Source organism: Pseudomonas sp. PvP100, assembly GCF_017833055.1.
GTDB classification, from domain to species: Bacteria; Pseudomonadota; Gammaproteobacteria; order Pseudomonadales; family Pseudomonadaceae; genus Aquipseudomonas; species Aquipseudomonas syringae.
In genome coordinates, this window is sequence record NZ_JAFIBO010000001.1 from 3,525,740 (window position 1) to 3,545,678 (window position 19,939).

Genomic DNA, 19,939 nt, shown 5'->3' on the forward strand with positions numbered 1-19,939 from the left:
GTGCGGGCCATAGAGTGATGCGCGCGTAACTACCAAGTGCATTGACTAGAGCCCCGCCAGGAATGGACAGGGCTTTTTTATTCTCCGTTCACGATGGCCCCCGTTTCAGGAGCATAAAAATGCTACAGGTCCGTCGAGCTAAACGATGCGATTCCGAGGCAGCGTTCAATATCCGCTTTCAGGCAATTCAGAATCAATGCAACTCCGTTTATACGCACGACCAAGTGGTGGCGTGGACCTGCGTTCCGCTCACGGATAAATACAGATCCTGGGTCGAAAAAGATTATTACCTGGCCTGCGTCAATGGAGTTCCTGTGGCAACAGGAGTGATCAATCTTGAGAGCGGGGAGGGCCAGGGAATAGGTAAAAAGATGGTCGCTCATCTTGAGCATTTGGCACGAGAGGCAGGACTCACCGAAATCCATCTCGAAGCCACATTGAATGCGGAGAGGTTCTATCAACGTTGTGGCTTCACAGGAAGCGCCCATGCTGTCTACATCTCCCCCTCAGGGCTACGTTTGGCATGCTTACCTATGCGCAAACAACTGTAGATCAGACCGGCCGCTGCCCTGGCCATCATTCAACAAGGCCCGCGCGCACCGTCCACAGCAAGACCAGCGGCCATCCCCCCTCATCTGGCAATGAGGTATAGTGGCCATATATCATCACCCCTCTCAATCAAGGCGTGTGCCGTCGATAACGGTTCGGCTGGCATAAGTATGGAAGCTGCACATGCCGCAAAGAAGAAACCTGAAAAACTCTATTTTCGTCCCCTTGAAGCTGTCTCAATTGATCGGTCTTTTCAGTTGGGTTATCAGTTGGTGCCTGAATCCGTCCATTGATCGATCACTGGATATATTCATCTGCTGCGCGCTGGCGGGGGCAGCGCTGTCGATTATTGTCACGTCCAATAGCAGGAGCATGCTGGCATGGCGTCTGTTCGGCATCATTTACATGGCATCGCTGACCTTTCTGTTCAATGAACAGGTCGAACGCATGGGCGTGGAAGCATCGATGTGGGGGTTGGTGGTCACCTCCCTGCTCATCACAGGAATGAGCGTATTCTTCGTCAAGTTCATTGATTACATCGCTGCGGCGGCGTTGATCTGGTTGATCATGTGGCAAATGGACCTGACGGCCGTTGGCGTCAACCATGCGCCGTTGTTTTATGTGTTCCTGATCAGCTCGACCTTGCTGGGCGGCTGCCTCAATGCAACTTTCCTGAGCCTGGTCATGCAGACCATGGCAGCCAGGGACCGTTATCAGGAACTGTCCGAAACCGACGCCCTGACGCATGCGCCCAATCGCCGCGCACTGGTTGCCAGTCTGAATACTGCGCTGGCGTCCGCTGAAAAATCGTCGTTGTGGTTTGCCATGATTGATCTGGATCACTTTAAAAGTATCAACGACACCCATGGTCACGACGTGGGCGACAATGTCCTTGTTGGTTTTGCGACACTCCTCAAAAGCACAAAGGGACTGATCGCCTTTGGGCGTTTGGGTGGGGAAGAGTTTGGCGTGATCTTATCGGCGGCGAACGCCACAGACGCTGTACACGCACTGGAAGAGTTGTTGATGCTCGCGCAAAAGGATGAAGCGGCTCAAGCCCCCTATTCATTCAGTGCCGGCGTTGCGAGTTTGTCGCGGATGGAAACTGTCAACGATCTGTTGAAAGAGGCCGATGAGAACCTGTATCACGCCAAGCGCAATGGCAGAAAATGTATCGCCTTTGAAGGCCGGATAGTTTCATCGAGCGCTGCCAGCACAATGACGCAGAATCAAGCGGCGCAATCAGTTGACGCGCCTACGCATGCGTAGCGCACCTCTCCCCCTTCAGACATTGCCACCCCGCCGCACCTTCGAATACCGATCGATATCCTCCCGCAGCGTCCAACCCTGCCCCTGCCAATAACGCCCGGCCGCTTCATTACTCTTCATCACGTCCAGATGACATTTGTAAATACCCAGCGCGTCCAGACACTCGAGGCAGCGTTCGACCAGCTCATGGGCAATACCGCGCCGGCGATACTCGGGCAGCACAATCAAATGCTGCAGATAACCGCGGCGTCCGTCATGCCCGCACATCACGCAGCCGCACAAGGCGCCGTCCGCCTCGGCGACGAAGCTCATACCGGGGTTGCGTTCGAGGTAGCGCGCGGTGGCTTCACGTGAATCGGCGTCGCGCAGGGAAATGCCCGGTGTGCTGCGCATCAGTTCGATGACCGCGTCGTAGTCGTCCAGGGTCATGCTGCGAATCGTGATCATGGGCTAAGCAGCCTGCCGTCTCATAGGCTGCACAGGTTAGCAGAGCCGCTTGATGCCTTGATGACAGCGCTGCCAGAGTCTGCCTATCGCCCCGTAATGTTCTTTCTATTAGAAATCTTCGTGAAGAAGGCTAATCTGCATAAGCATCGGCGAAAGTCGTGCGGTTTCACCCTGATAAGGAGATAACAATGAGCTCAAGTTTGCGACGCACGTTGTGGGCTCGGCTCGCAGCAATCTGATGATCGCTGTGCTGCGTATCTGTAGAGCTGGCCTGATCGTTGAACGAACGGCCGGCATGAACCCAGTGCTGTTGAGTTCCGTCATCACTGTCGGAGGTCCCACAAGTGGACTGGATGGCCGGATGCAAATGACAAAAAGGTGTATCAAGCATGTCAACTGAATCGAAATGCCCCTTCAACCACGCTGCCGGCGGCGGCACCACCAACCGTGACTGGTGGCCCAAGCAGCTGAATCTGAAGATCCTGCATCAGCATTCCTCGCTCTCCGACCCGATGGGCGAGAGTTTCGACTATGCCAAGGAGTTCAAGAGCCTTGACATCGAAGCGGTCAAACAGGACCTGCGCAACGTCATGACCCAGTCTCAGGACTGGTGGCCGGCAGACTTCGGCCACTACGGCCCGCTGTTCATTCGTATGGCCTGGCACAGCGCCGGTACCTACCGCACAGGCGATGGTCGTGGCGGTGCAGGTGCCGGTCAGCAACGTTTTGCGCCGCTCAACAGCTGGCCTGACAACGTCAGCCTGGACAAGGCGCGCCGCCTGATCTGGCCGATCAAGCAGAAGTACGGCCGCAAGATCTCCTGGGCTGACCTGATCGTGCTGACCGGTAACGTCGCGCTCGAATCCATGGGCTTCAAGACCTTCGGTTTCTCCGGTGGTCGCGCGGATGTATGGGAACCGGAAGAAGACGTGTACTGGGGTTCCGAGACCACCTGGCTGGGTGGTGAAGAACGCTACGGCGTGCAGAAGAAAATGCAGCAACCGGGCGACGGCACGCTGGTGGCCGAGCCGGAGAATCACGCCAACGAAGAAAGCCGTACCGCCAGCGGCGAACGCAATCTGGAAAACCCGCTTGCCGCCGTGCAGATGGGCTTGATTTACGTGAACCCTGAAGGCCCTGAAGGTGTACCGGATCCGGTTGCTTCGGCAAGGGATATCCGTGAAACCTTCGGTCGCATGGCGATGAACGACGAAGAGACCGTGGCGCTTATTGCCGGTGGTCACGCCTTCGGCAAGACCCACGGTGCCGGCCCTGCCGACAACGTAGGTCCTGAGCCTGAAGCAGCCGGCCTTGAAGAGCAGGGTCTTGGCTGGAGGAACAAATTCGGCAGCGGTAAGGGTGGCGACACCATCACCAGCGGCCTGGAAGTGACCTGGACTTCGACGCCGACCAAATGGAGCAACGAGTACCTCGAAAACCTCTTTGGCTTCGAATGGGAACTGACCAAGAGCCCGGCAGGTGCGCATCAGTGGACGCCGAAGAACGGCGCTGGCGCCGGCAAGATCCCGGATGCCCACGATCCATCCAAGCGTCATGCACCGAGCATGCTGACCTCTGACCTGGCGCTGCGCTTCGATCCGGCTTACGAGCAGATCTCCCGTCGCTTCCTGAACAACCCCGAGCAACTGGCCGACGCGTTCGCCCGCGCCTGGTTCAAGCTGACTCACCGTGACATGGGTCCGCTGGCCCGCTACCTCGGCCCGGAGACACCGGCCGAAGAGCTGCTGTGGCAAGACCCGATTCCACACGTTGATCATGCGTTGGTGGATGACCAGGATGTGGCCGCACTCAAGGCCAGGATTCTCGCTTCGGGCCTTTCGGTCTCGCAGCTGGTATCGACGGCCTGGGCGGCAGCTTCTACCTTCCGTGGCTCGGACAAGCGCGGTGGCGCCAACGGCGGCCGTCTGCGTCTGGCTCCACAGAAGGATTGGGCAGTCAACCAGCCTGCGCATCTGGCGGGCGTGCTGAAGACCCTCGAAGGCATTCAGAGCGAATTCAACGCAGGTCAATCGAACGGCAAGAAGGTTTCAATCGCCGATCTGATCGTCCTGGCGGGTAACGCAGGTGTCGAGCAGGCTGCCAAACATGCAGGTCAGCACGTCACTGTTCCGTTCGCACCGGGCCGCGCTGATGCGTCTCAGGAGCAGACCGATGTTGAGTCGTTCAGCTTCCTCGAGCCGATCGCCGATGGTTTCCGCAACTATCAGAAGGGGCATTACAAGGTCTCGGCAGAATCGTTGCTGGTCGACAAGGCACAACTGCTGACCCTGACTGCACCGGAAATGACTGTACTGCTGGGCGGCCTGCGGGTCTTGAACATCAACGTCGGACAGAGCAAGCATGGCGTCTTCACTGATCAGCCAGGCACCCTGACCAACGACTTCTTCAAGAACCTGCTGGACATGGGCGTGGAGTGGAAAGCGACCGCGGGTGGCACTGATACCTTCGAGGCCCGTGACCGCAAGACTGGCGCAGTGAAATGGACCGGCACCCGTGTCGATCTGGTCTTCGGCTCGCATGCTCAGTTGCGTGCGATTGCCGAGGTGTATGGCAGCTCCGATGCCCACGAGAAGTTCGTCAAAGACTTCGTGGCAGTCTGGACCAAGGTGATGAACCTGGACCGCTTCGACCTGGCCTGATGTGTTTGATGTGCTGAGTTGAAAAACGCCTCCCTTGCGGAGGCGTTTTTTTTTTGCTGCGATCTAGCAAAGGGCGCTGGTTTTATCAGCGGCTCATCATGCTTGCCGCCTGCTCCGTCGCTTCGGTCGTTCTGGTCGCCAGCTTGCGGACTTCATCCGCCACCACCGCGAAGCCTCGCCCTGCTTCACCGGCGCGTGCAGCCTCGATTGCCGCATTGAGCGCCAGGAGGTTGGTCTGGCTGGCAATGCTCTGGATAGTGCCAACTATCTGGGTCAGTTGAGCGATGTTCTCTTCCAGGTTTTTCTGATGCTGTGCTTCGGTATCGCGAAGAGCGTCCTGCTCATGCTTCAAATGCACATCCACCAACGCCCCCACCACCCTCAGCGGAACACCTTCGGGATTGCGGCGAGTCTGGCCGCGCGCACGGAACCAGCGATACTCCCCGGTTTTCATCTTCAGGCGGTACTCGATATCGAACGGAGTCTTGCCCGTCCGGTCATTCAAGTGCGCACCGAATGCCGTCAGACTTCGTTCCTTGTCTTCAGGGTGCAGCCGTGAAGCCCAGCTATCCAGTACGTCGGGAAACTCTTCCACCGTTTCAAAACCCAGCAGACGCCTGAACTGTGGAGACCACCAGAAAGGATTGCGCGCATTGACCGGGTCGCCGGCAATGACCTCCATGTCCCAAAGACCGTCGGAGAGCATCTCTCGAGCCAGTTCGAATCGGGTAATGATCACATCGTGTTCCAGATCACGCTCAAGCTCATCATGGATATCCCGCAGAGATCCGGCGACCCGCAACGGCGTTCCGCGTGCGTCCCTTAACGTTTCGCCTTGGGCATAGAACCAACGATAAGTGCCGTCCTTCATCGCCAGACGATTCTTGACGCGATACGGTGTATTGCCGGAACGGTCATTCAGGTGTTTGGCAAATGCATCCAGCGTGGCTTGTTTATCCTGAGGATGAAGCCGGTCTGCCCAGCTCGCCAATACGTTGGGGAAGTCGCGCTCATCGTTGAAACCGAGAAGCTTGCGCAGTTGCTGCGACCACCAGAATCGATTGTTCGGATTGACCGGATCGCCCGCGACCACCTCCATGTCCCAGAGGCCCTCGCTAGACGCGCGGTTGACCAGATCAAAGCGGGTTTCATAAGCGGCGGCCGAGGCAGAGGCTTCGCCCAGCAGGTGGCGGGCGGTTTCCAGTTCTTGCTCAAGCGCGGCAATACGTTGCTCGTCGAGGCGACGCTGGGCGCTCAGCGAGCTCCAGCATTCGAGTACCGCGCTTTTTTCAGCACATCCCCCTACTGAGGGCTCAGTGCCACCCTTTAGCGAGGAGATCAGTTGCTGAAGGGCTTTTTTGTCACGACGGGGGCTGAACAGGTGAAGCATGCTGTGGGCTCTCAAAGTAGGAGAAGTTGGCCGAGTCCCTGGCACGTCCCGTCTTTATCGTCCTACCGCCCGGTTTCTGTAATGCCAGATTGCAATCAGATTCACCCCCGCTGCGCAAACCTGCGCAACGCAACCACACCCAACACAGCCGACAACACCGACCCGATCAGCACGCCCACCTTGACCTCGTCGACCAGTTCCGGCGTGCCCGGGAAGGCCAGTGCGCCAATGAACAGGCTCATGGTGAAGCCGATACCACACAAGGCTGCGACGCCATACAGCTGGCCCCAGTTGCTGCCGTCCGGCAAGCGCGCCAGGCCTGCGCGAATCGCCAGCGCGGACATGGCGAATATGCCGACCTGCTTGCCGACCAGCAGCCCTAGCGCAACGCCGAGCGGGACCGGGTCCACGAGCTTGTCGGCGGTAATGCCCGACAGTGATACGCCAGCGTTGGCAAAACCAAAGATCGGTACGACGACAAACGCCACCCACGGGTGCAGCTTTTCCTCCAGATGCAGCAGTGGCGAGCGGGCCTCCTCATCAGGTTTGCCCAGCGGGATGCACAGCGCCAGCGCGACGCCCGCGAGTGTGGCGTGAATGCCGGACTGGAGCATGAACAACCATAGCAACGCGCCGACGATGAGGTAAGGCAGCAGTTTTTTAACGCCCAGACGATTCAGTGCAACGAGCACGGCGATGGAGCCCAGCGCTGCCAGCAGCATGAGAATGGAGAGATCGCTGGTGTAGAACAGCGCGATGATCAGCACCGCGCCGAGGTCATCAAGAATCGCCAGTGCAGACAGGAAGATCTTCAGCGACAGCGGCACGCGCTTGCCCAGCAGTGACAGCACACCCAGGGCGAATGCGATGTCGGTCGCTGCCGGAATGGCCCAGCCGCCGATGGTGTCTGGCCGCCCCCAGTTGAACGCCACGTAGATCAGCGCCGGAACCACCATGCCGCCCAGCGCCGCAAAGCCCGGCAAGGCCCTCTGGCTCCAGGAGGCGAGCTGGCCGGCGAGCACCTCGCGCTTGATCTCCAGGCCAACCAGCATGAAGAAGATTGCCATCAGGCCGTCGTTGATCCAGTGCGAAACCGACAACCCGGCGAACACAGCGTGCAGCGCGGCGAAGTAGCTGTCGGCCAGCGGAGAGTTGGCAACGATCAAGGCCGCCAGCGCAGCCGCCATCAACACCAGCCCGCCTGCGGATTCAGCAGCGAAGAAACGCGTGATGAACGCCAGCGCATTCGGGGATTCGATACGGGGGGTGGGTTTATGCATGACGGCTCCGCGGGGGTACAGCGCAAAAAGGCCGCAACCTTACCATCCGCAGAGCCTGTTGAAGGTCAGGTAAACCTGAGGATACAAATTAACGTTTCCCGGCCGAATACGCGCTGAAAAACGTCGTTGAACAACGCCTGTCGATCAGACGGGCGCCCTGCTTATGTCATTTCTTGACCGTTTCTTCGAGCGTAAAGCGGCCAAACCCTGGCCCAAGTGCTCGATGTTCTTGCGCGACACGTTGATGTAGGGGCTGTGGTAGAGGTCGATCCAGTTGACGCCCGCATCGTGGTTGATCAGCAGATGATCCACGGTGACCTTGCATCTGAATTCGGCCATGCAAAAGCTGGGGGCCAAAAACCGTGTGCAGGCGGTGGTGCGTGCCGTTCACTACCGTTTACTCGACCACTGACCGGTTTATAGGCCAAAACCTATCATTTCCTATAGTTATGAGACGCAAGACGCCGCGCTATGGTGCCTCCAAACTATCCAGCAGGGACCGCCGACATGGCAGATATGACGATCAAGGAAGGTTTTGCGCCCTTTGGCGACTATCAGACGTGGTATCGCATCACAGGCGACCTGCACAGTCCCGACACTCCACTGGTCATTCTGCACGGCGGTCCCGGTTGTACGCACGACTACGTCGATTCGTTCAAGGACATCGCCAGCACCGGCAGGGCCGTTATCCACTACGATCAGTTGGGTAACGGGAAGTCGACCCACCTGCGCGAGGTGAAGCGCGACTTCTGGACAGTCGATCTGTTTTTGAGCGAACTCGACAACCTGCTTGAGCACCTGGGCATCGAAAACAATTACGCATTGCTGGGCCAGTCGTGGGGCGGCATGCTGGCTTCAGAGCATGCCGTGCGTCAGCCCGAAGGGCTGAAGGCGCTGATCATCGCCAACTCCCCCGCAGACATGCACACCTGGGTAAGTGAGGCCAACCGGCTGCGCGAGGATCTGCCAGCTGAGGTCCAGGCCGCGTTGCTCAAGCACGAAAAGGCGGAAACGTTGAAAGACCCGGAATACCTGAAAGCCTCGCGAGTGTTCTATGACCGTCATGTCTGCCGCATCACACCGTGGCCGGAGGAGGTAAAACGTACCTTCGACGCGATTGACGCCGATCCGACCGTCTACCACGCCATGAATGGTCCTACCGAGTTCCACGTCATCGGCACGATGAAGGACTGGACCATCGTCAATCGCCTGAAGCTCATCAGCGTTCCTGCCTTACTGATTTCCGGGAAGTATGACGAAGCCACACCGCTCGTCGTCAAGCCCTACGTGGATAACGTCCCCGATATCAGTTGGTCTGTCTTCGAAGAGTCCAGTCACATGCCCCATGCAGAAGAACGAATGGCCTGCATGGGACGCGTCGCAGGTTTTCTGGACACGTTGGTGGAACACGTTGAAGAGTCCGCAGCTTGACGTCGAGGCCTGATGGATTCGCGCGCTGAGAATTGCAGTATTAGAGTGAATACTTTAATGACAGTCACTCAAATAATGGCTAACTTTATTCACAGTGTTACTGGAACTTTTCACACTACGCGATTGCCCTGCAGCAAATAATGGCATGAAGCCATTATGAAATAACTTTCATCCCCCTTTTGTTAAAGCTCTCTCGTTTTCAGCAGAAAAACAGTCATTGGAAGGAACGTATTTGCCTTCCGCCTGTTTTGCCGCTGGAGGCAACCATGAACCTTAGATCGTTAAGCATTTCACGCAGGGCTTCCCTGTGTTTTGGCGTCATCACCTTGCTGTTGATCGGTCTGGGCGCCTTCTCCTACGTACAGATCGGCCACCTGCGCATAGCCGAGCAGAACATAGAAGAAAACTCACTGCCCAGCATTCAAGTCGTCGACGACATTCAGATCGCCCTGCTTCACGCTCGTCTGGAAAGCATCAGGATGCTTGCCAGCAATGATCCGAGCGTACACGCCACCGCAGAAGCCAAGGTTCGGGAAGCGATCGAGGCGCTGCGTGCCAATAGTGACTTCTATCAAAAACACCTGCTGTCGGGCGAAGCCGACCGGGCGCAATTCGAAGAGGCCAATAACAAGATGGGCGTCTACATTGATGGCTTGAAACAGGTCGTCGCACTGGACAGCGCTGATCACGACAAAGCGGTCTCACTCGCCAACGGAGAGCAGTCCCAAAAGGCCGCTGCCTATCAGGAAAAACTCACTGTGCTACGTGGGCACAATGCTGAAGAGGCGGTCGTCTCCGGGAAAGATGCCACTGCAGTCTACGACCACAGCGTCAACGTGTTGATGATTGTGCTGATCGCAGCGTTCCTGCTTACCGTGGTACTCGCGATTGCACTGACACGCAGCATTGTCGACCCGATCAGCGTCTCGCTGAAACTGGCGGAAGACATCGCCGCCGGTGACCTGACCAGGCAATTGAGCGTTAGCGGCAGCGATGAAGCCTCACGCTTGATGACGGCCCTGAATACCATGTCGGGGAATCTACGCACCACCATTCATGAAATTTCCGGTGCGTCTGCGCAACTGAGCACCGCCTCCGTCGAAATGACGTCGATCACCGAAAGTGCCGACCGCACACTGCAGCAGCAGAACAGCGAAATCGAGCAGGCAGCTACTGCGGTAAACGAAATGAGTGCTGCCGTAGAAGAGGTCGCTCGTAATGCTACCTCGACCTCGCAGGCCGCCCAACAGTCGAGCCTTTCCGCTGACCTGGGTAACCAGCGCGTTGCTGAAACCCTGACAGCCATGCACAACCTGACGGGTCTGGTCGAGGGCTCTTCTGCACAAGTCACCGCGCTGGCCGGTCAGGCTCAGAACATCAGTAAAGTGCTGGGCGTAATTCGCGGCATTGCCGAACAGACCAACCTGCTGGCACTCAACGCAGCCATCGAAGCCGCGCGTGCCGGCGAACAGGGTCGCGGCTTCGCTGTGGTAGCCGATGAAGTACGGGCTCTGGCGCACCGCACACAGACGTCCACGCAAGAAGTCGAACAGATGATTTCAGCGATTCAGGCCGGTTCTTCCGCCACGGTCGAGTCCATGCAAAGGAGCACCCAGGAAGTTCACAGCACTCGCAAGACCGCAGAAGACGCCGGGGAGTCGCTGCGCCAGATCACCGACTCGGTACTCGAGATCAATAACCGTAACTTGCAGATCGCCGCGGCCTCCGAACAACAGGCGCATGTAGCGCGCGATGTCGACAGAAGCCTGGTCAGCATTCGTGACCTTGCCGTGCAGAGCAGTGAAGGCACCCGGCAGACACTGATCGCCAGTACCGAACTGTCGCAGTTGGCGGTCAACCTGAATGATCTGGTGCTGCGCTTCAAGACGTAACCCAGACATCTACGCCGACCGGACATGACAGAGGGCAGCAGATTCGTCTGCTGCCCTTCTTTTATAGAGTCAGTAGCGTTCGGCAAAAAACCTGCAATGACTCCTCCCCTGCCCAGCCTCTCCGTTCAAAACCTGTAACCCGCGCAACCCTGCTGACAGACTTTCAGGCGCATCGCCTTCCTTAGTTGAAACAGGATCCCTAAAGACCCTGCCCACGAGCCCGGACTATTTGAAAAAGCCCGTAACGTTGACAGCGGCATTAAAGTCATTCGATAGTTGGCGGCGAACAACAAAATATTTCATGTAAGCCACGATCAGGTATGACACGATCACTTCCTGCACGGGATCGGCAGCGCCCGGCGTACTGCCAAGGCCGCATCAGTGCTTTTTATGACCAGGGTGAGACATTTTGAATAACAACCTGACTTCCGCAGAGCTGGCAGTCATCAGTGAAATCGAGGCCACTTCCAGTCTGTTAAGGCTGGTAACCCGGCTGACCGGGCTAAGATTTGCGGCCATTGCCAAAGTCACCGAGGCCAGCTGGACCGCATGCGCTGTTTACGACGAAATTCAGTTCGGGCTGGAAGCCGGTCATCAGCTCAAGCTGGAGACCACGTTCTGCAATGAGTTGCGTCTGCACCGCCAGCCTATCGTAATCAACGAAGTCGCGACCGACCCCGTCTACGCAGAGCATCCCATTACTAAAATGTACGGTTTCCAGAGCTACTTCTCGTTGCCGATCATTTTTCCCAACGGCGATTTCTTCGGCACCCTGTGCGGCCTGGATACCAAGCCTGCGCCACTCGATGACGCCAATACCCTCGATACCCTGAAAGTGTTTTGCACGCTGATAGCCAGCACCCTGTACGCGCACTATCAACTGCAGGAAATGCAGGAGATACAGGAAGTCACCGCTTAAGGTATGGAATGCCTCAAACGCGCAGTTGCCGCTCCATGATCAATGTGCGCTCTTCTCCCTCCAGATGTTCCCGCACTGCGCTGAAGCCCAGCGCCAGATAGAACTCCCGCGCAGTCAAGGATGACGGTACAACCATCCGCGCCGCGCCCGCCTTGCGTGCGACAACCTCCAGCTCGGCCATCAACAAACGCCCGATCCCCTGCCGATGCCTCTCAGGGTCGACAAATACCGAGCGCACGACCTCGCCCTCCAGACTCGCAGTGCCTCTCACCACGTGACCCTCTGACGCCACGAACACTTGCCGCTGTTGCATGAGCTGCTCGATCGCAGCCGGGCTGAAACTCAATTGCACGCGCTCGATCACACTGGCGGGATAGTCCTTGGCATTGCTGGTTCGCAAGGCCGCCAATACCACGCGGCTGATGGCATCAGCGTCCGCCATGCCGGCGGGTCGCACCTCGATGTTCATGGTGTGGCTCCTGATTACCTTGCAATGGGTGAGCTCATTTTCAGAGAGAGCAGGCAAGCAACACACGCCTTCATAAGATGAAGCCTTTGCTCACTCAGCACGTAAAAAACGTAGCCGAAGAGCCTGCATGACGGCACTCGATTTACTTATTTTCGGCCAGTCGACGAATGGTAGCACTGGCAACATACCGTAAATAAAAGGCCAACCCCTCGCCGTGTGCGGCTTGAACAACGATAGCGTTCAAAAAATCCGATCTGCGGCCGATTAATCGGTATCTCGCCGCTGTGGTCGGAATCTTTTCGTCTGTTAAAGTGAGTTTCGTGATGTCATATAGTCATCATCGAGTATCCATTGAGAATCATCATGAACGCCAGTGCCCCCATTCCCCTGAATGAAACGCAACGTCTGTTGCGCATACGGGAGCTGTGCGTACTTGAAGATACGTCCGATGACGTATTCGATGAAATCGTCGCGATGACCGCTGCATTTTTCGAGACGCCGATTGCCCTGATCTCGATCGTCGATGAGCATCGTCAGTGGTTCCGCGCCAGGGTGGGCCTGAATGCCCGTGAAACACCGCGTAACGTGTCCTTCTGCGCCTACACCATCCTTTCCGACACGCTGTTCGAGATTCCCGACGCGACGCTCGACCAACGCTTCGTGAACAACAGCCTGGTCACCGGCCACCCTGACATTCGTTACTACGCAGGCGCGCCACTGATCACCGATGACGGCATTGCCCTGGGCAGCCTGTGCGTGATCGACACCAAGCCGCGCGAGCCGATGAGCGAGTACCAGACGCAGATGCTCAAGCGCTTTGCCTCACTGGTCATGAAGCGCATTGTCGGCCTGAGACTCAGTTGCTTCATTGATCAGCCCACCGGCTTGTACAACCGCTCGCGCCTGCAGGAAGACATCAGTCAGGCAGTGGCATCCAGTGTCGATTATCAGTTGGTCGTGGTGGACATGATTACCTCAGCGTTCCTCAACGACATCGTCAAGGCCCTGGGTTACAGCTTCTCGCAGGATCTGGTGACGGCGATCAAAAGCCGACTGGAGTGCCTGCTGCCGCCGACCTGTTCCCTGTACAAGGTCAGCCCTACGCGCTTCGGCTTTCTGTTGGCTGGCGATCGCACGCCCGAACACCTGTTTCGCACCATCCTCAAAGACTTCGAGACGCCCGTTGAGTGCCGGGGCATTCCGGTACAGATGCAGGTCGGCCTGGGAGTCGTGACCCTGAACCGCAATCCGGCCGAAGAACAGGACTGGATGCGCATGGTCATCAGCGCCGCCGACGATGCCCGCGACCGCGATCTCGGCTGGGCGATGTATGAACCGCACTTCGACGCCGCCCAGCAGCGTGCTTTCAAACTGCTCAGTTCGTTGACCGGGGCGGTGCACGCTGACGATCAACTGCGTCTGGTCTACCAGCCGCGCATCGACCTCGACTCCGGCCTGTGTACGTCGGTAGAGGCCCTGCTGCGCTGGAATCACCCCACGCTCGGGGCCATCGGGCCTGCCGAGTTCGTGCCGCTGGCCGAGAAGACCGCGCTGATGCGCCCGCTGAGCCTTTGGGTGCTGACCAGTGCTATCGAACAGGCCGCTCGCTGGCAGCAACAGGGCTTCGATTTCCGTATTGCGATCAACGTGACGCCCGAAGACCTCACCGGCCCTGCGTTCACTGACCGGATGATCCGTCTGCTGGGCAAGCACAAAATCGACCCTACCCGCTTCGAGCTGGAGTTCACTGAAGGCGCGTTGATGCACAACCCGGCAGAAGTACGCCACCAACTGGAGCGCATGCGTCAGATGGGCATGGATGTGGCAATCGATGACTTCGGCACGGGCTACAGCAACTGGAATTACCTGCGGCAGTTGCCTGCGACGACGGTCAAGCTCGACCAGTCGCTGATCCGCAATCTGGCGTCCGACAAAACCGATCAGCGTCTGGTCAAGGCATTGATCGGTCTGGCCAAGAAGCTCGGTTACTGGGTCGTGGCCGAGGGCATCGAAACCGATGAGATTCGTCGCCTGGTCAAGCAGTGGGGTTGCGATGAAGGCCAAGGCTACCTGATCGCCAAACCCATGGAAGCCGAGGCTCTTCTGAACTGGATCGGCCCGAACCAACGCCTGCAGAGTGCTGCCCAAGCCGCAGAAGCGGCAATCGTGCGCGACAAACGGTTATAACCTTAGAACACATCTTCATAACCGTTTACACCACAAGCCGTTATGCTGCCCGCCACTTTTTGCCTATGCGTTTGCTTGAAAAAGGTTGGATATGGAAGCGGGTGGTCTGGGTTTCGTCGTTGCAGGGCTGGTAGTCGGATTCATCGTTGGCATGACCGGAGTCGGCGGCGGCTCGCTGATGACGCCGATACTGTTGTGGTTCGGCATCAATCCGGCCACGGCGGTCGGCACCGACTTGCTGTACGCGGCGATTACCAAATCCGGCGGGGTTCTGGTCCATCGCAAGCACGACAACATCGACTGGAAAGTCACCGGGTTGCTGACCTTGGGCAGCGTGCCGGCGGTGCTCATGACGCTGTGGTTTCTGAGCACCCTGCATACCGCTCCCGAGGCGCTTAACGCGATTATCAAACAGGCCCTCGGGTTTGTGCTGCTGCTGACCGCACTCGCCGTGCTGTTCAAGAAAAAACTGCTGGCCTTTGCTCACCGACGCGGGGACGGCTACTCGTTTTTCAGCGGCACCAGCCTGACGGTACTGACCGTCATCACCGGTCTGATCCTCGGCACCATGGTCGCACTCACCTCCATCGGCGCGGGTGCGTTGGGCACGGTGGCGTTGTTCATCCTCTATCCACTGCTGCCGACCCGGCGTCTGGTGGGTACCGAGATCGCCCACGCGGTGCCTCTCACGCTGGTTGCAGGTCTGGGTCATGCGAGCATGGGCAACATGAACTGGGAATTGCTGGGCTGGCTGCTGATGGGCTCACTGCCCGGCATCTACCTGGGCAGCCACATGGCAGGCCGCGTCTCCGATGACCTGCTACGGCCCTTCCTGGCCATCATGCTGGGCATGATCGGTTTCAAGCTGGCGTTCTGATCGGCGCTTATCCATCAGCCTGTCACATTTCTGAGTCAGGCTTGCCCACGAACACAGCCTTGAAAGCTGCAGATCCCATTTGCTTGCAGCCCGTGCACACTCATCGGGAATTGTAATTTTTTGTAGCGAGACACCGATTTTCGGCGCAGGATTTCGGGCGTCTGCTTTAGCGCCGATGACCCGGCACAGACTTACCCTCACAGAAAGGAGATGCCAACAATGCTCATCCGAATTGAAGAAGGTGTATATGGCGACGCTTGGGTTGTAATACTGGACGACTATCCGGTCAAATGCCGGAGCTGGCAGGAAGCCAGAGAATTTGCCGACCGCATGAAATCCAGAATCGACGCGCCTCATTCGCTGCCGCATATGGCACGCCGCGCCGCCGCTGAAATAAGCGTTCAGGCGGCCGCCCGCTAGACCGACGCCCTCCCCTGCGAATCACTCGACACAGCGTTGCCAGATAATGGTCGACGCTGTTTCACCTTGTCATGACGCCGCTTGAATTATCGAACCACTTCTCGTTTCCATGACATCCGTTTCACATCCCCTTCACGTCCGGCTGCGTAAATTGACCCTACTCCTTTGATGAATCCCATTTGGCCCACCCCGTTGTGGGCCATTTTTTTGCCTGCAGAAAAGTGCCGGTGCTCGCCCGCTGATCCGGCAGGATTACTCCCCTTGCGCTGCCGGCGACGATGACACAGCCAGCACCGGGCTGCTCAATACGCCTGCATTCAGCTCTGCCAGCCGATCACTGCCGGTGCCATTGGCCACGTCATTGCTCCAGCTTGCTACCGAAACCGCCATCCAGCCCAACACAAACAACGCAGCTGCCTGTAACGCCCACTTGGTCATGATCGACATACGCTTTCTCCTTGTTCACGTCTGGATGGCAAGCATGTAAACACCTCACCATTGCAAAAGAATTGCAGAGTTTTTTATTTTTGCCAGCCGACATCTCACCTTTGTGAGCAAAGGTGCTGAAAAACAGGAGGGAACACTCTAGAAGGAAAAATACCCACGCCCGCAGGCGGGGTATTTTTGAAAAGCGGGGTCAGTACTTGGTGCTTTGCTGCTCAGGTCTGGCCGGTGTGTCCACATGACGCGGACCCGCAATCAGCAGAGCCAGCACACCAACGATTGGCACGGCAACAACGACAATGATCCACATCAGCTTGTTGCTGGATTGTGTCTTGCTCTTGCGAATACGCAGTACTGCCCAGATGTCCGAAATCACGATCAGGGCGGTCAGCGCTGCGAACAACCACAAATGATTTTCCGATATCCAACCCATTTGAAATCTCCTGCACCATCAACGAAGGCAGCCAGACCGGCTGCCCTACTGTAGAAGAGGTCAAAAAGGACCTTAAAGTTCAGAGAATATTTCGGATTGTGACCGGGTGCTCAGCGCGGACGCAGAGCGTCCCGAACCTCGTACCAACGCAGAGCATGGGCACGACAGGCGTATTCCGACACAGATCGTTCCTCCCGCTCCAGCGTGGGCATGCCGTTCGTGACGCTCCGCGTTACCCTCCAGTCAGGTAATCGGTGCCGGATTGAAGAGCGTAATGTCGTTGTGCAGCCGGTAATGCTCGGTCCAGGTCTTCTTCTTGCCGCTGGCCACGTCCAGGTAGAAGTGGAAAAGCTCCCAGCCCAGGTCCTCGATGCTCGCGCGTCCGGTCGCGATGCGTCCAGCGTCTATGTCGATCAGATCAGGCCAGCGCTGGGCCAGCTCGGTGCGGGTCGAGACCTTCACTACAGGCGCCATCGCCAGACCATACGGAGTACCGCGTCCGGTGGTGAATACATGCAGGTTCATGCCGGCAGCCAGTTGCAAGGTGCCGCAGACGAAGTCACTGGCCGGTGTCGCGCAGAAGATCAACCCCTTGCTGCTGACACGCTCACCTGGGCCAAGTACGCCGTTGATGGCGCTGCTGCCCGACTTGACGATCGACCCCAAGGACTTCTCGACGATGTTCGACAACCCGCCCTTCTTGTTGCCCGGCGTGGTATTGGCGCTTCGATCTGCCTCACCTTTGGCCAGATAGCGGTCGTACCAGTCCATCTCCCGCACCAGTGCCTGTGCGACGTCCTGATCCTGTGCGCGGGAGGTCAGCAGATAGATGGCATCCCGCACTTCGGTCACTTCGGAAAACATCACCGTCGCGCCGGCGCGGAGCAGCAGATCGGATGCATAACCCAGCGCCGGGTTGGCGGTAATGCCGGAAAACGCATCACTGCCGCCGCACTGCATGCCCAGAATCAACTCGGACGCAGGAACCGTCTCGCGACGCCGCAGATCCAGCTTTTTCAAACGCGTCTCGGCCAGCTCCATGATCTGCTCGATCATTTCATTGAAACCGTGGCTGGAGTCCTGCAGCCGATACAGCCAGGGCTCGCTGAGGTCCACCGAGCTGTCGCCTTCATGCATGACCTGCCCGGCCTGCAATTTCTCACAGCCCAGGCTGATCACCAGCGCCTCGCCACCCAGATTCGGGTTGCGTGCCAGATTGCGCACCGTGCGGATAGGGATGTAGGCATCGGTGGCCGTAATAGCCACGCCGCAGCCATAGCTGTGGGTCAGCGCCACGACGTCATCGACGTTCGGGTACTTGGGCAACAACTCGTCACGGATACGCTTGACCGCATGGTCGAGCACACCGGTCACGCACTGCACGGTGGTGGTGATGCCGAGAATGTTGCGAGTGCCCACAGTACCGTCAGCGTTGCGATAGCCCTCGAAAGTGTAACCCTCGAGCGGCGCCTGCTTTTCCGGCACCGCATCGGACATCGGCAGGCTGTCCAGCGCCGGCGCGGAAGGCATGCGCAGCTGGTCTTCCCTGACCCAACTGCCGCGCGGTATCGGTTGCAGTGCATAGCCAATGGTGTGGCCGTAACGAATCACGGCCTCGCCCACGGCCAGGTCAACGGTACTGACCTTGTGGCTCTGCGGTACGTTATCGACAGTGACCAGGCCGTTGTCGAATTCGGTTCCGGCCGGTACACCCTGGTCGTTGACCACAACCACGACGTTATCCAGCGGATGCAGCCGGATATAACGTGGCGAATCGGCATGTTGAATCAGGTTCATCACGGTTTCCTCAGGATTTTGCTTCGGAAAGGTCGCTGACCGAGTCGTTCAGCAATGGCCCCTTGGCAGGCGGCTCTTTCAATTCCACACGCTTGATTTCACCCACGATGAAAATGTAACTGATCACCGCCAGCAGCGCGTTGGCGCCCACGAACACCAGCGCCCATTTGAACGAGCCGGTGCTGCTGATGATGTAGCCAATCACGATCGGAGTGGTGATCGATGCAATGTTACCGAAGGTGTTGAACAGGCCGCCGCTCAAACCGGCGATCTGCTTGGGCGATACGTCGGACATCACAGCCCAGCCCAGCGCACCCACGCCCTTGCCGAAGAATGCCAGGGCCATGAAGCCCACGACCACCCATTCAATATCGACATAGTTGCAAGTCACGATCGAGGTCGACAGCAGCAGACCACCGATGATCGGCGCCTTGCGCGCGAAGGTCAGCGAATGGCCCTTGCGCAGCAGGTAGTCGGAAATGATCCCGCCCAACACCCCGCCGATGAAACCGCAGATCGCTGGCAGAGACGCGATGATGCCGGCCTTGAGGATGGTCATGCCGCGTTCCTGAACCAGGTACACCGGGAACCAGGTCAGGAAGAAGTAGGTGATGCCGTTGATGCAGTATTGGCTGAGGTAGATACCCAGCATCATGCGGTTGGTCAGCAACTGGCGGATGTAATCCCACTTGGGACCGCTGCTGGCTGTTTTTTGCGTGCCTTTACCCTTGTCCTGATCCAGATCGACCAGCGCGCCATTGCTGGAAATGTGCTCCAGTTCGGCCTCGTTGATCATCGGGTGATTGCGCGGGCCGTAGATGACCTTCATCCAGATCATGGAGAACACGATACCGAACGCGCCCATCACCACGAACACGTGCTGCCAGCCGTAGGTGTAGACAATCCAGCCCATCAGCGGAGCGAACAGCACGGTGGCGAAGTACTGCGCCGAGTTGAAGATCGCCGAAGCAGTACCGCGTTCGGCAGTCGGGAACCAGGCGGCGACAATGCGCGCGTTGCCCGGGAAGGACGGCGCTTCGGCCAGACCGACCAGAAAGCGCAGCATGAACAGCGCAACGATTGCCGTGGAGACGCCGAACTCGCCCACATAGCCTTGCAGCAGGGTGAACAGCGACCAGGTGAAAATGCTCATGGCGTAGACTTTCTTCGACCCGAAACGGTCGAGCAGCCAGCCACCGGGAATCTGACCGGCCACGTAGGCCCAGCCGAATGCGGAGAAGATATAGCCCAGCGTGACGGCACTGATGCCCAGGTCTTTCTGAATGCTGGAACCAGCGATAGCGATGGTGGCGCGGTCGGCATAGTTGATCGTGGTGACCAGAAACAGCATCAACAGGATCAAATAGCGGACGTGCGTCGGCTTGGACTTTTGCATGGTAGAGCTCCCACTGATTATTTTTTTACGCGGGTAAAGCTGTTTTTTGGGTGTAGCGTTACAGGCCCCTTGGCAGCGT

General features: G+C 57.9%; 17 protein-coding genes and 2 pseudogenes. 10 read left to right on the forward strand and 9 right to left on the reverse strand.

Translation table 11 applies throughout. The features are described 5' to 3' along the window. Nucleotides 1–119 precede the first annotated feature (119 nt). On the forward strand, nucleotides 120–551 hold the full coding sequence (locus JOE39_RS15040; RefSeq protein ID WP_058444158.1) for a GNAT family N-acetyltransferase: 432 nt from the start codon (nucleotides 120–122) through the stop codon (nucleotides 549–551). Nucleotides 552–732: 181 nt separating this feature from the next. Then, nucleotides 733–1,818 carry a GGDEF domain-containing protein gene (locus tag JOE39_RS15045; protein WP_210078591.1) on the forward strand — a complete coding sequence of 362 codons (1,086 nt, stop codon included), beginning with the start codon at nucleotides 733–735 and terminating at the stop codon, nucleotides 1,816–1,818. A 15-nt stretch (nucleotides 1,819–1,833) separates the two neighbouring features. Here the strand turns inward: JOE39_RS15045 and JOE39_RS15050 are convergent, their stop codons facing one another. Next, nucleotides 1,834–2,265, reverse strand: coding sequence for a GNAT family N-acetyltransferase (locus JOE39_RS15050; protein WP_032615110.1), 432 nt, complete (start codon nucleotides 2,263–2,265; stop codon nucleotides 1,834–1,836). A 389-nt stretch (nucleotides 2,266–2,654) separates the two neighbouring features. Here JOE39_RS15050 and katG point away from each other — a divergent pair, with 389 nt between their 5' ends. Then, nucleotides 2,655–4,925 carry a catalase/peroxidase HPI gene (gene katG / locus JOE39_RS15055; RefSeq protein ID WP_210078590.1) on the forward strand — a complete coding sequence of 757 codons (2,271 nt, stop codon included), beginning with the start codon at nucleotides 2,655–2,657 and terminating at the stop codon, nucleotides 4,923–4,925. 85 nt (nucleotides 4,926–5,010) lie between these two features. On the opposite strand, the gene JOE39_RS26480 is transcribed toward katG, so the two are convergent. The 3 genes and pseudogenes from JOE39_RS26480 to JOE39_RS15070 form a co-directional block, all read right to left on the reverse strand. Continuing rightward, nucleotides 5,011–6,315, reverse strand: coding sequence for a PAS domain-containing protein (locus JOE39_RS26480; protein WP_004416121.1), 1,305 nt, complete (start codon nucleotides 6,313–6,315; stop codon nucleotides 5,011–5,013). Nucleotides 6,316–6,416: 101 nt separating this feature from the next. Next, on the reverse strand, nucleotides 6,417–7,595 hold the full coding sequence (gene nhaA / locus JOE39_RS15065; protein WP_004416119.1) for a Na+/H+ antiporter NhaA: 1,179 nt from the start codon (nucleotides 7,593–7,595) through the stop codon (nucleotides 6,417–6,419). Nucleotides 7,596–7,761: 166 nt separating this feature from the next. After that, nucleotides 7,762–7,880: pseudogene (locus JOE39_RS15070) on the reverse strand (ABC transporter substrate-binding protein); the annotation flags it as partial. 22 nt (nucleotides 7,881–7,902) lie between these two features. Between JOE39_RS15070 and JOE39_RS15075 the strand changes: the two are divergent. From JOE39_RS15075 to JOE39_RS15090, 4 genes and pseudogenes are all read left to right on the forward strand, one after another. After that, nucleotides 7,903–8,007: pseudogene (locus JOE39_RS15075) on the forward strand (LuxR C-terminal-related transcriptional regulator); the annotation flags it as partial. A gap of 95 nt (nucleotides 8,008–8,102) precedes the next feature. Beyond that, a complete protein-coding gene (locus JOE39_RS15080) occupies nucleotides 8,103–9,026 on the forward strand; it encodes a proline iminopeptidase-family hydrolase (protein WP_003424608.1) in 924 nt (307 codons plus the stop codon). Nucleotides 9,027–9,292: 266 nt separating this feature from the next. Continuing rightward, complete coding sequence (locus JOE39_RS15085) at nucleotides 9,293–10,918, forward strand: methyl-accepting chemotaxis protein (protein WP_003313737.1); 1,626 nt, start codon at nucleotides 9,293–9,295, stop codon at nucleotides 10,916–10,918. A 409-nt stretch (nucleotides 10,919–11,327) separates the two neighbouring features. Further along, nucleotides 11,328–11,837: a GAF domain-containing protein gene (locus tag JOE39_RS15090; protein WP_003340514.1), complete on the forward strand. Its 510-nt coding sequence runs from the start codon at nucleotides 11,328–11,330 to the stop codon at nucleotides 11,835–11,837. A 13-nt stretch (nucleotides 11,838–11,850) separates the two neighbouring features. Here JOE39_RS15090 and JOE39_RS15095 read toward each other — a convergent pair whose 3' ends face one another. Continuing rightward, nucleotides 11,851–12,306 (reverse strand): GNAT family N-acetyltransferase, encoded by a 456-nt coding sequence (locus JOE39_RS15095; protein ID WP_017278987.1) that lies wholly within the window; start codon nucleotides 12,304–12,306, stop codon nucleotides 11,851–11,853. Nucleotides 12,307–12,669: 363 nt separating this feature from the next. Between JOE39_RS15095 and JOE39_RS15100 the strand changes: the two genes are divergently transcribed. From JOE39_RS15100 to JOE39_RS15110, 3 genes are all read left to right on the forward strand, one after another. Continuing rightward, nucleotides 12,670–14,493: an EAL domain-containing protein gene (locus JOE39_RS15100; RefSeq protein WP_003395119.1), complete on the forward strand. Its 1,824-nt coding sequence runs from the start codon at nucleotides 12,670–12,672 to the stop codon at nucleotides 14,491–14,493. 91 nt (nucleotides 14,494–14,584) lie between these two features. Continuing rightward, complete coding sequence (locus JOE39_RS15105) at nucleotides 14,585–15,370, forward strand: sulfite exporter TauE/SafE family protein (protein WP_003395117.1); 786 nt, start codon at nucleotides 14,585–14,587, stop codon at nucleotides 15,368–15,370. Nucleotides 15,371–15,589: 219 nt separating this feature from the next. Beyond that, nucleotides 15,590–15,790 (forward strand): hypothetical protein, encoded by a 201-nt coding sequence (locus JOE39_RS15110; RefSeq protein WP_003313743.1) that lies wholly within the window; start codon nucleotides 15,590–15,592, stop codon nucleotides 15,788–15,790. Between the two features lie 252 nt (nucleotides 15,791–16,042). Here JOE39_RS15110 and JOE39_RS15115 read toward each other — a convergent pair whose 3' ends face one another. The 4 genes from JOE39_RS15115 to JOE39_RS15130 all read right to left on the reverse strand — a co-directional run bounded on the left by JOE39_RS15115 (nucleotide 16,043) and on the right by JOE39_RS15130 (nucleotide 19,860). Continuing rightward, nucleotides 16,043–16,237 carry a hypothetical protein gene (locus JOE39_RS15115; RefSeq protein WP_003313744.1) on the reverse strand — a complete coding sequence of 65 codons (195 nt, stop codon included), beginning with the start codon at nucleotides 16,235–16,237 and terminating at the stop codon, nucleotides 16,043–16,045. Between the two features lie 190 nt (nucleotides 16,238–16,427). Next, nucleotides 16,428–16,667 carry a PLDc N-terminal domain-containing protein gene (locus JOE39_RS15120; protein WP_003340505.1) on the reverse strand — a complete coding sequence of 80 codons (240 nt, stop codon included), beginning with the start codon at nucleotides 16,665–16,667 and terminating at the stop codon, nucleotides 16,428–16,430. A gap of 243 nt (nucleotides 16,668–16,910) precedes the next feature. Next, a complete protein-coding gene (gene garD / locus JOE39_RS15125) occupies nucleotides 16,911–18,464 on the reverse strand; it encodes a galactarate dehydratase (protein ID WP_003395112.1) in 1,554 nt (517 codons plus the stop codon). A 10-nt stretch (nucleotides 18,465–18,474) separates the two neighbouring features. Beyond that, nucleotides 18,475–19,860 carry an MFS transporter gene (locus tag JOE39_RS15130; protein ID WP_003395109.1) on the reverse strand — a complete coding sequence of 462 codons (1,386 nt, stop codon included), beginning with the start codon at nucleotides 19,858–19,860 and terminating at the stop codon, nucleotides 18,475–18,477. Between the last annotated feature and the right edge of the window lie 79 nt (nucleotides 19,861–19,939).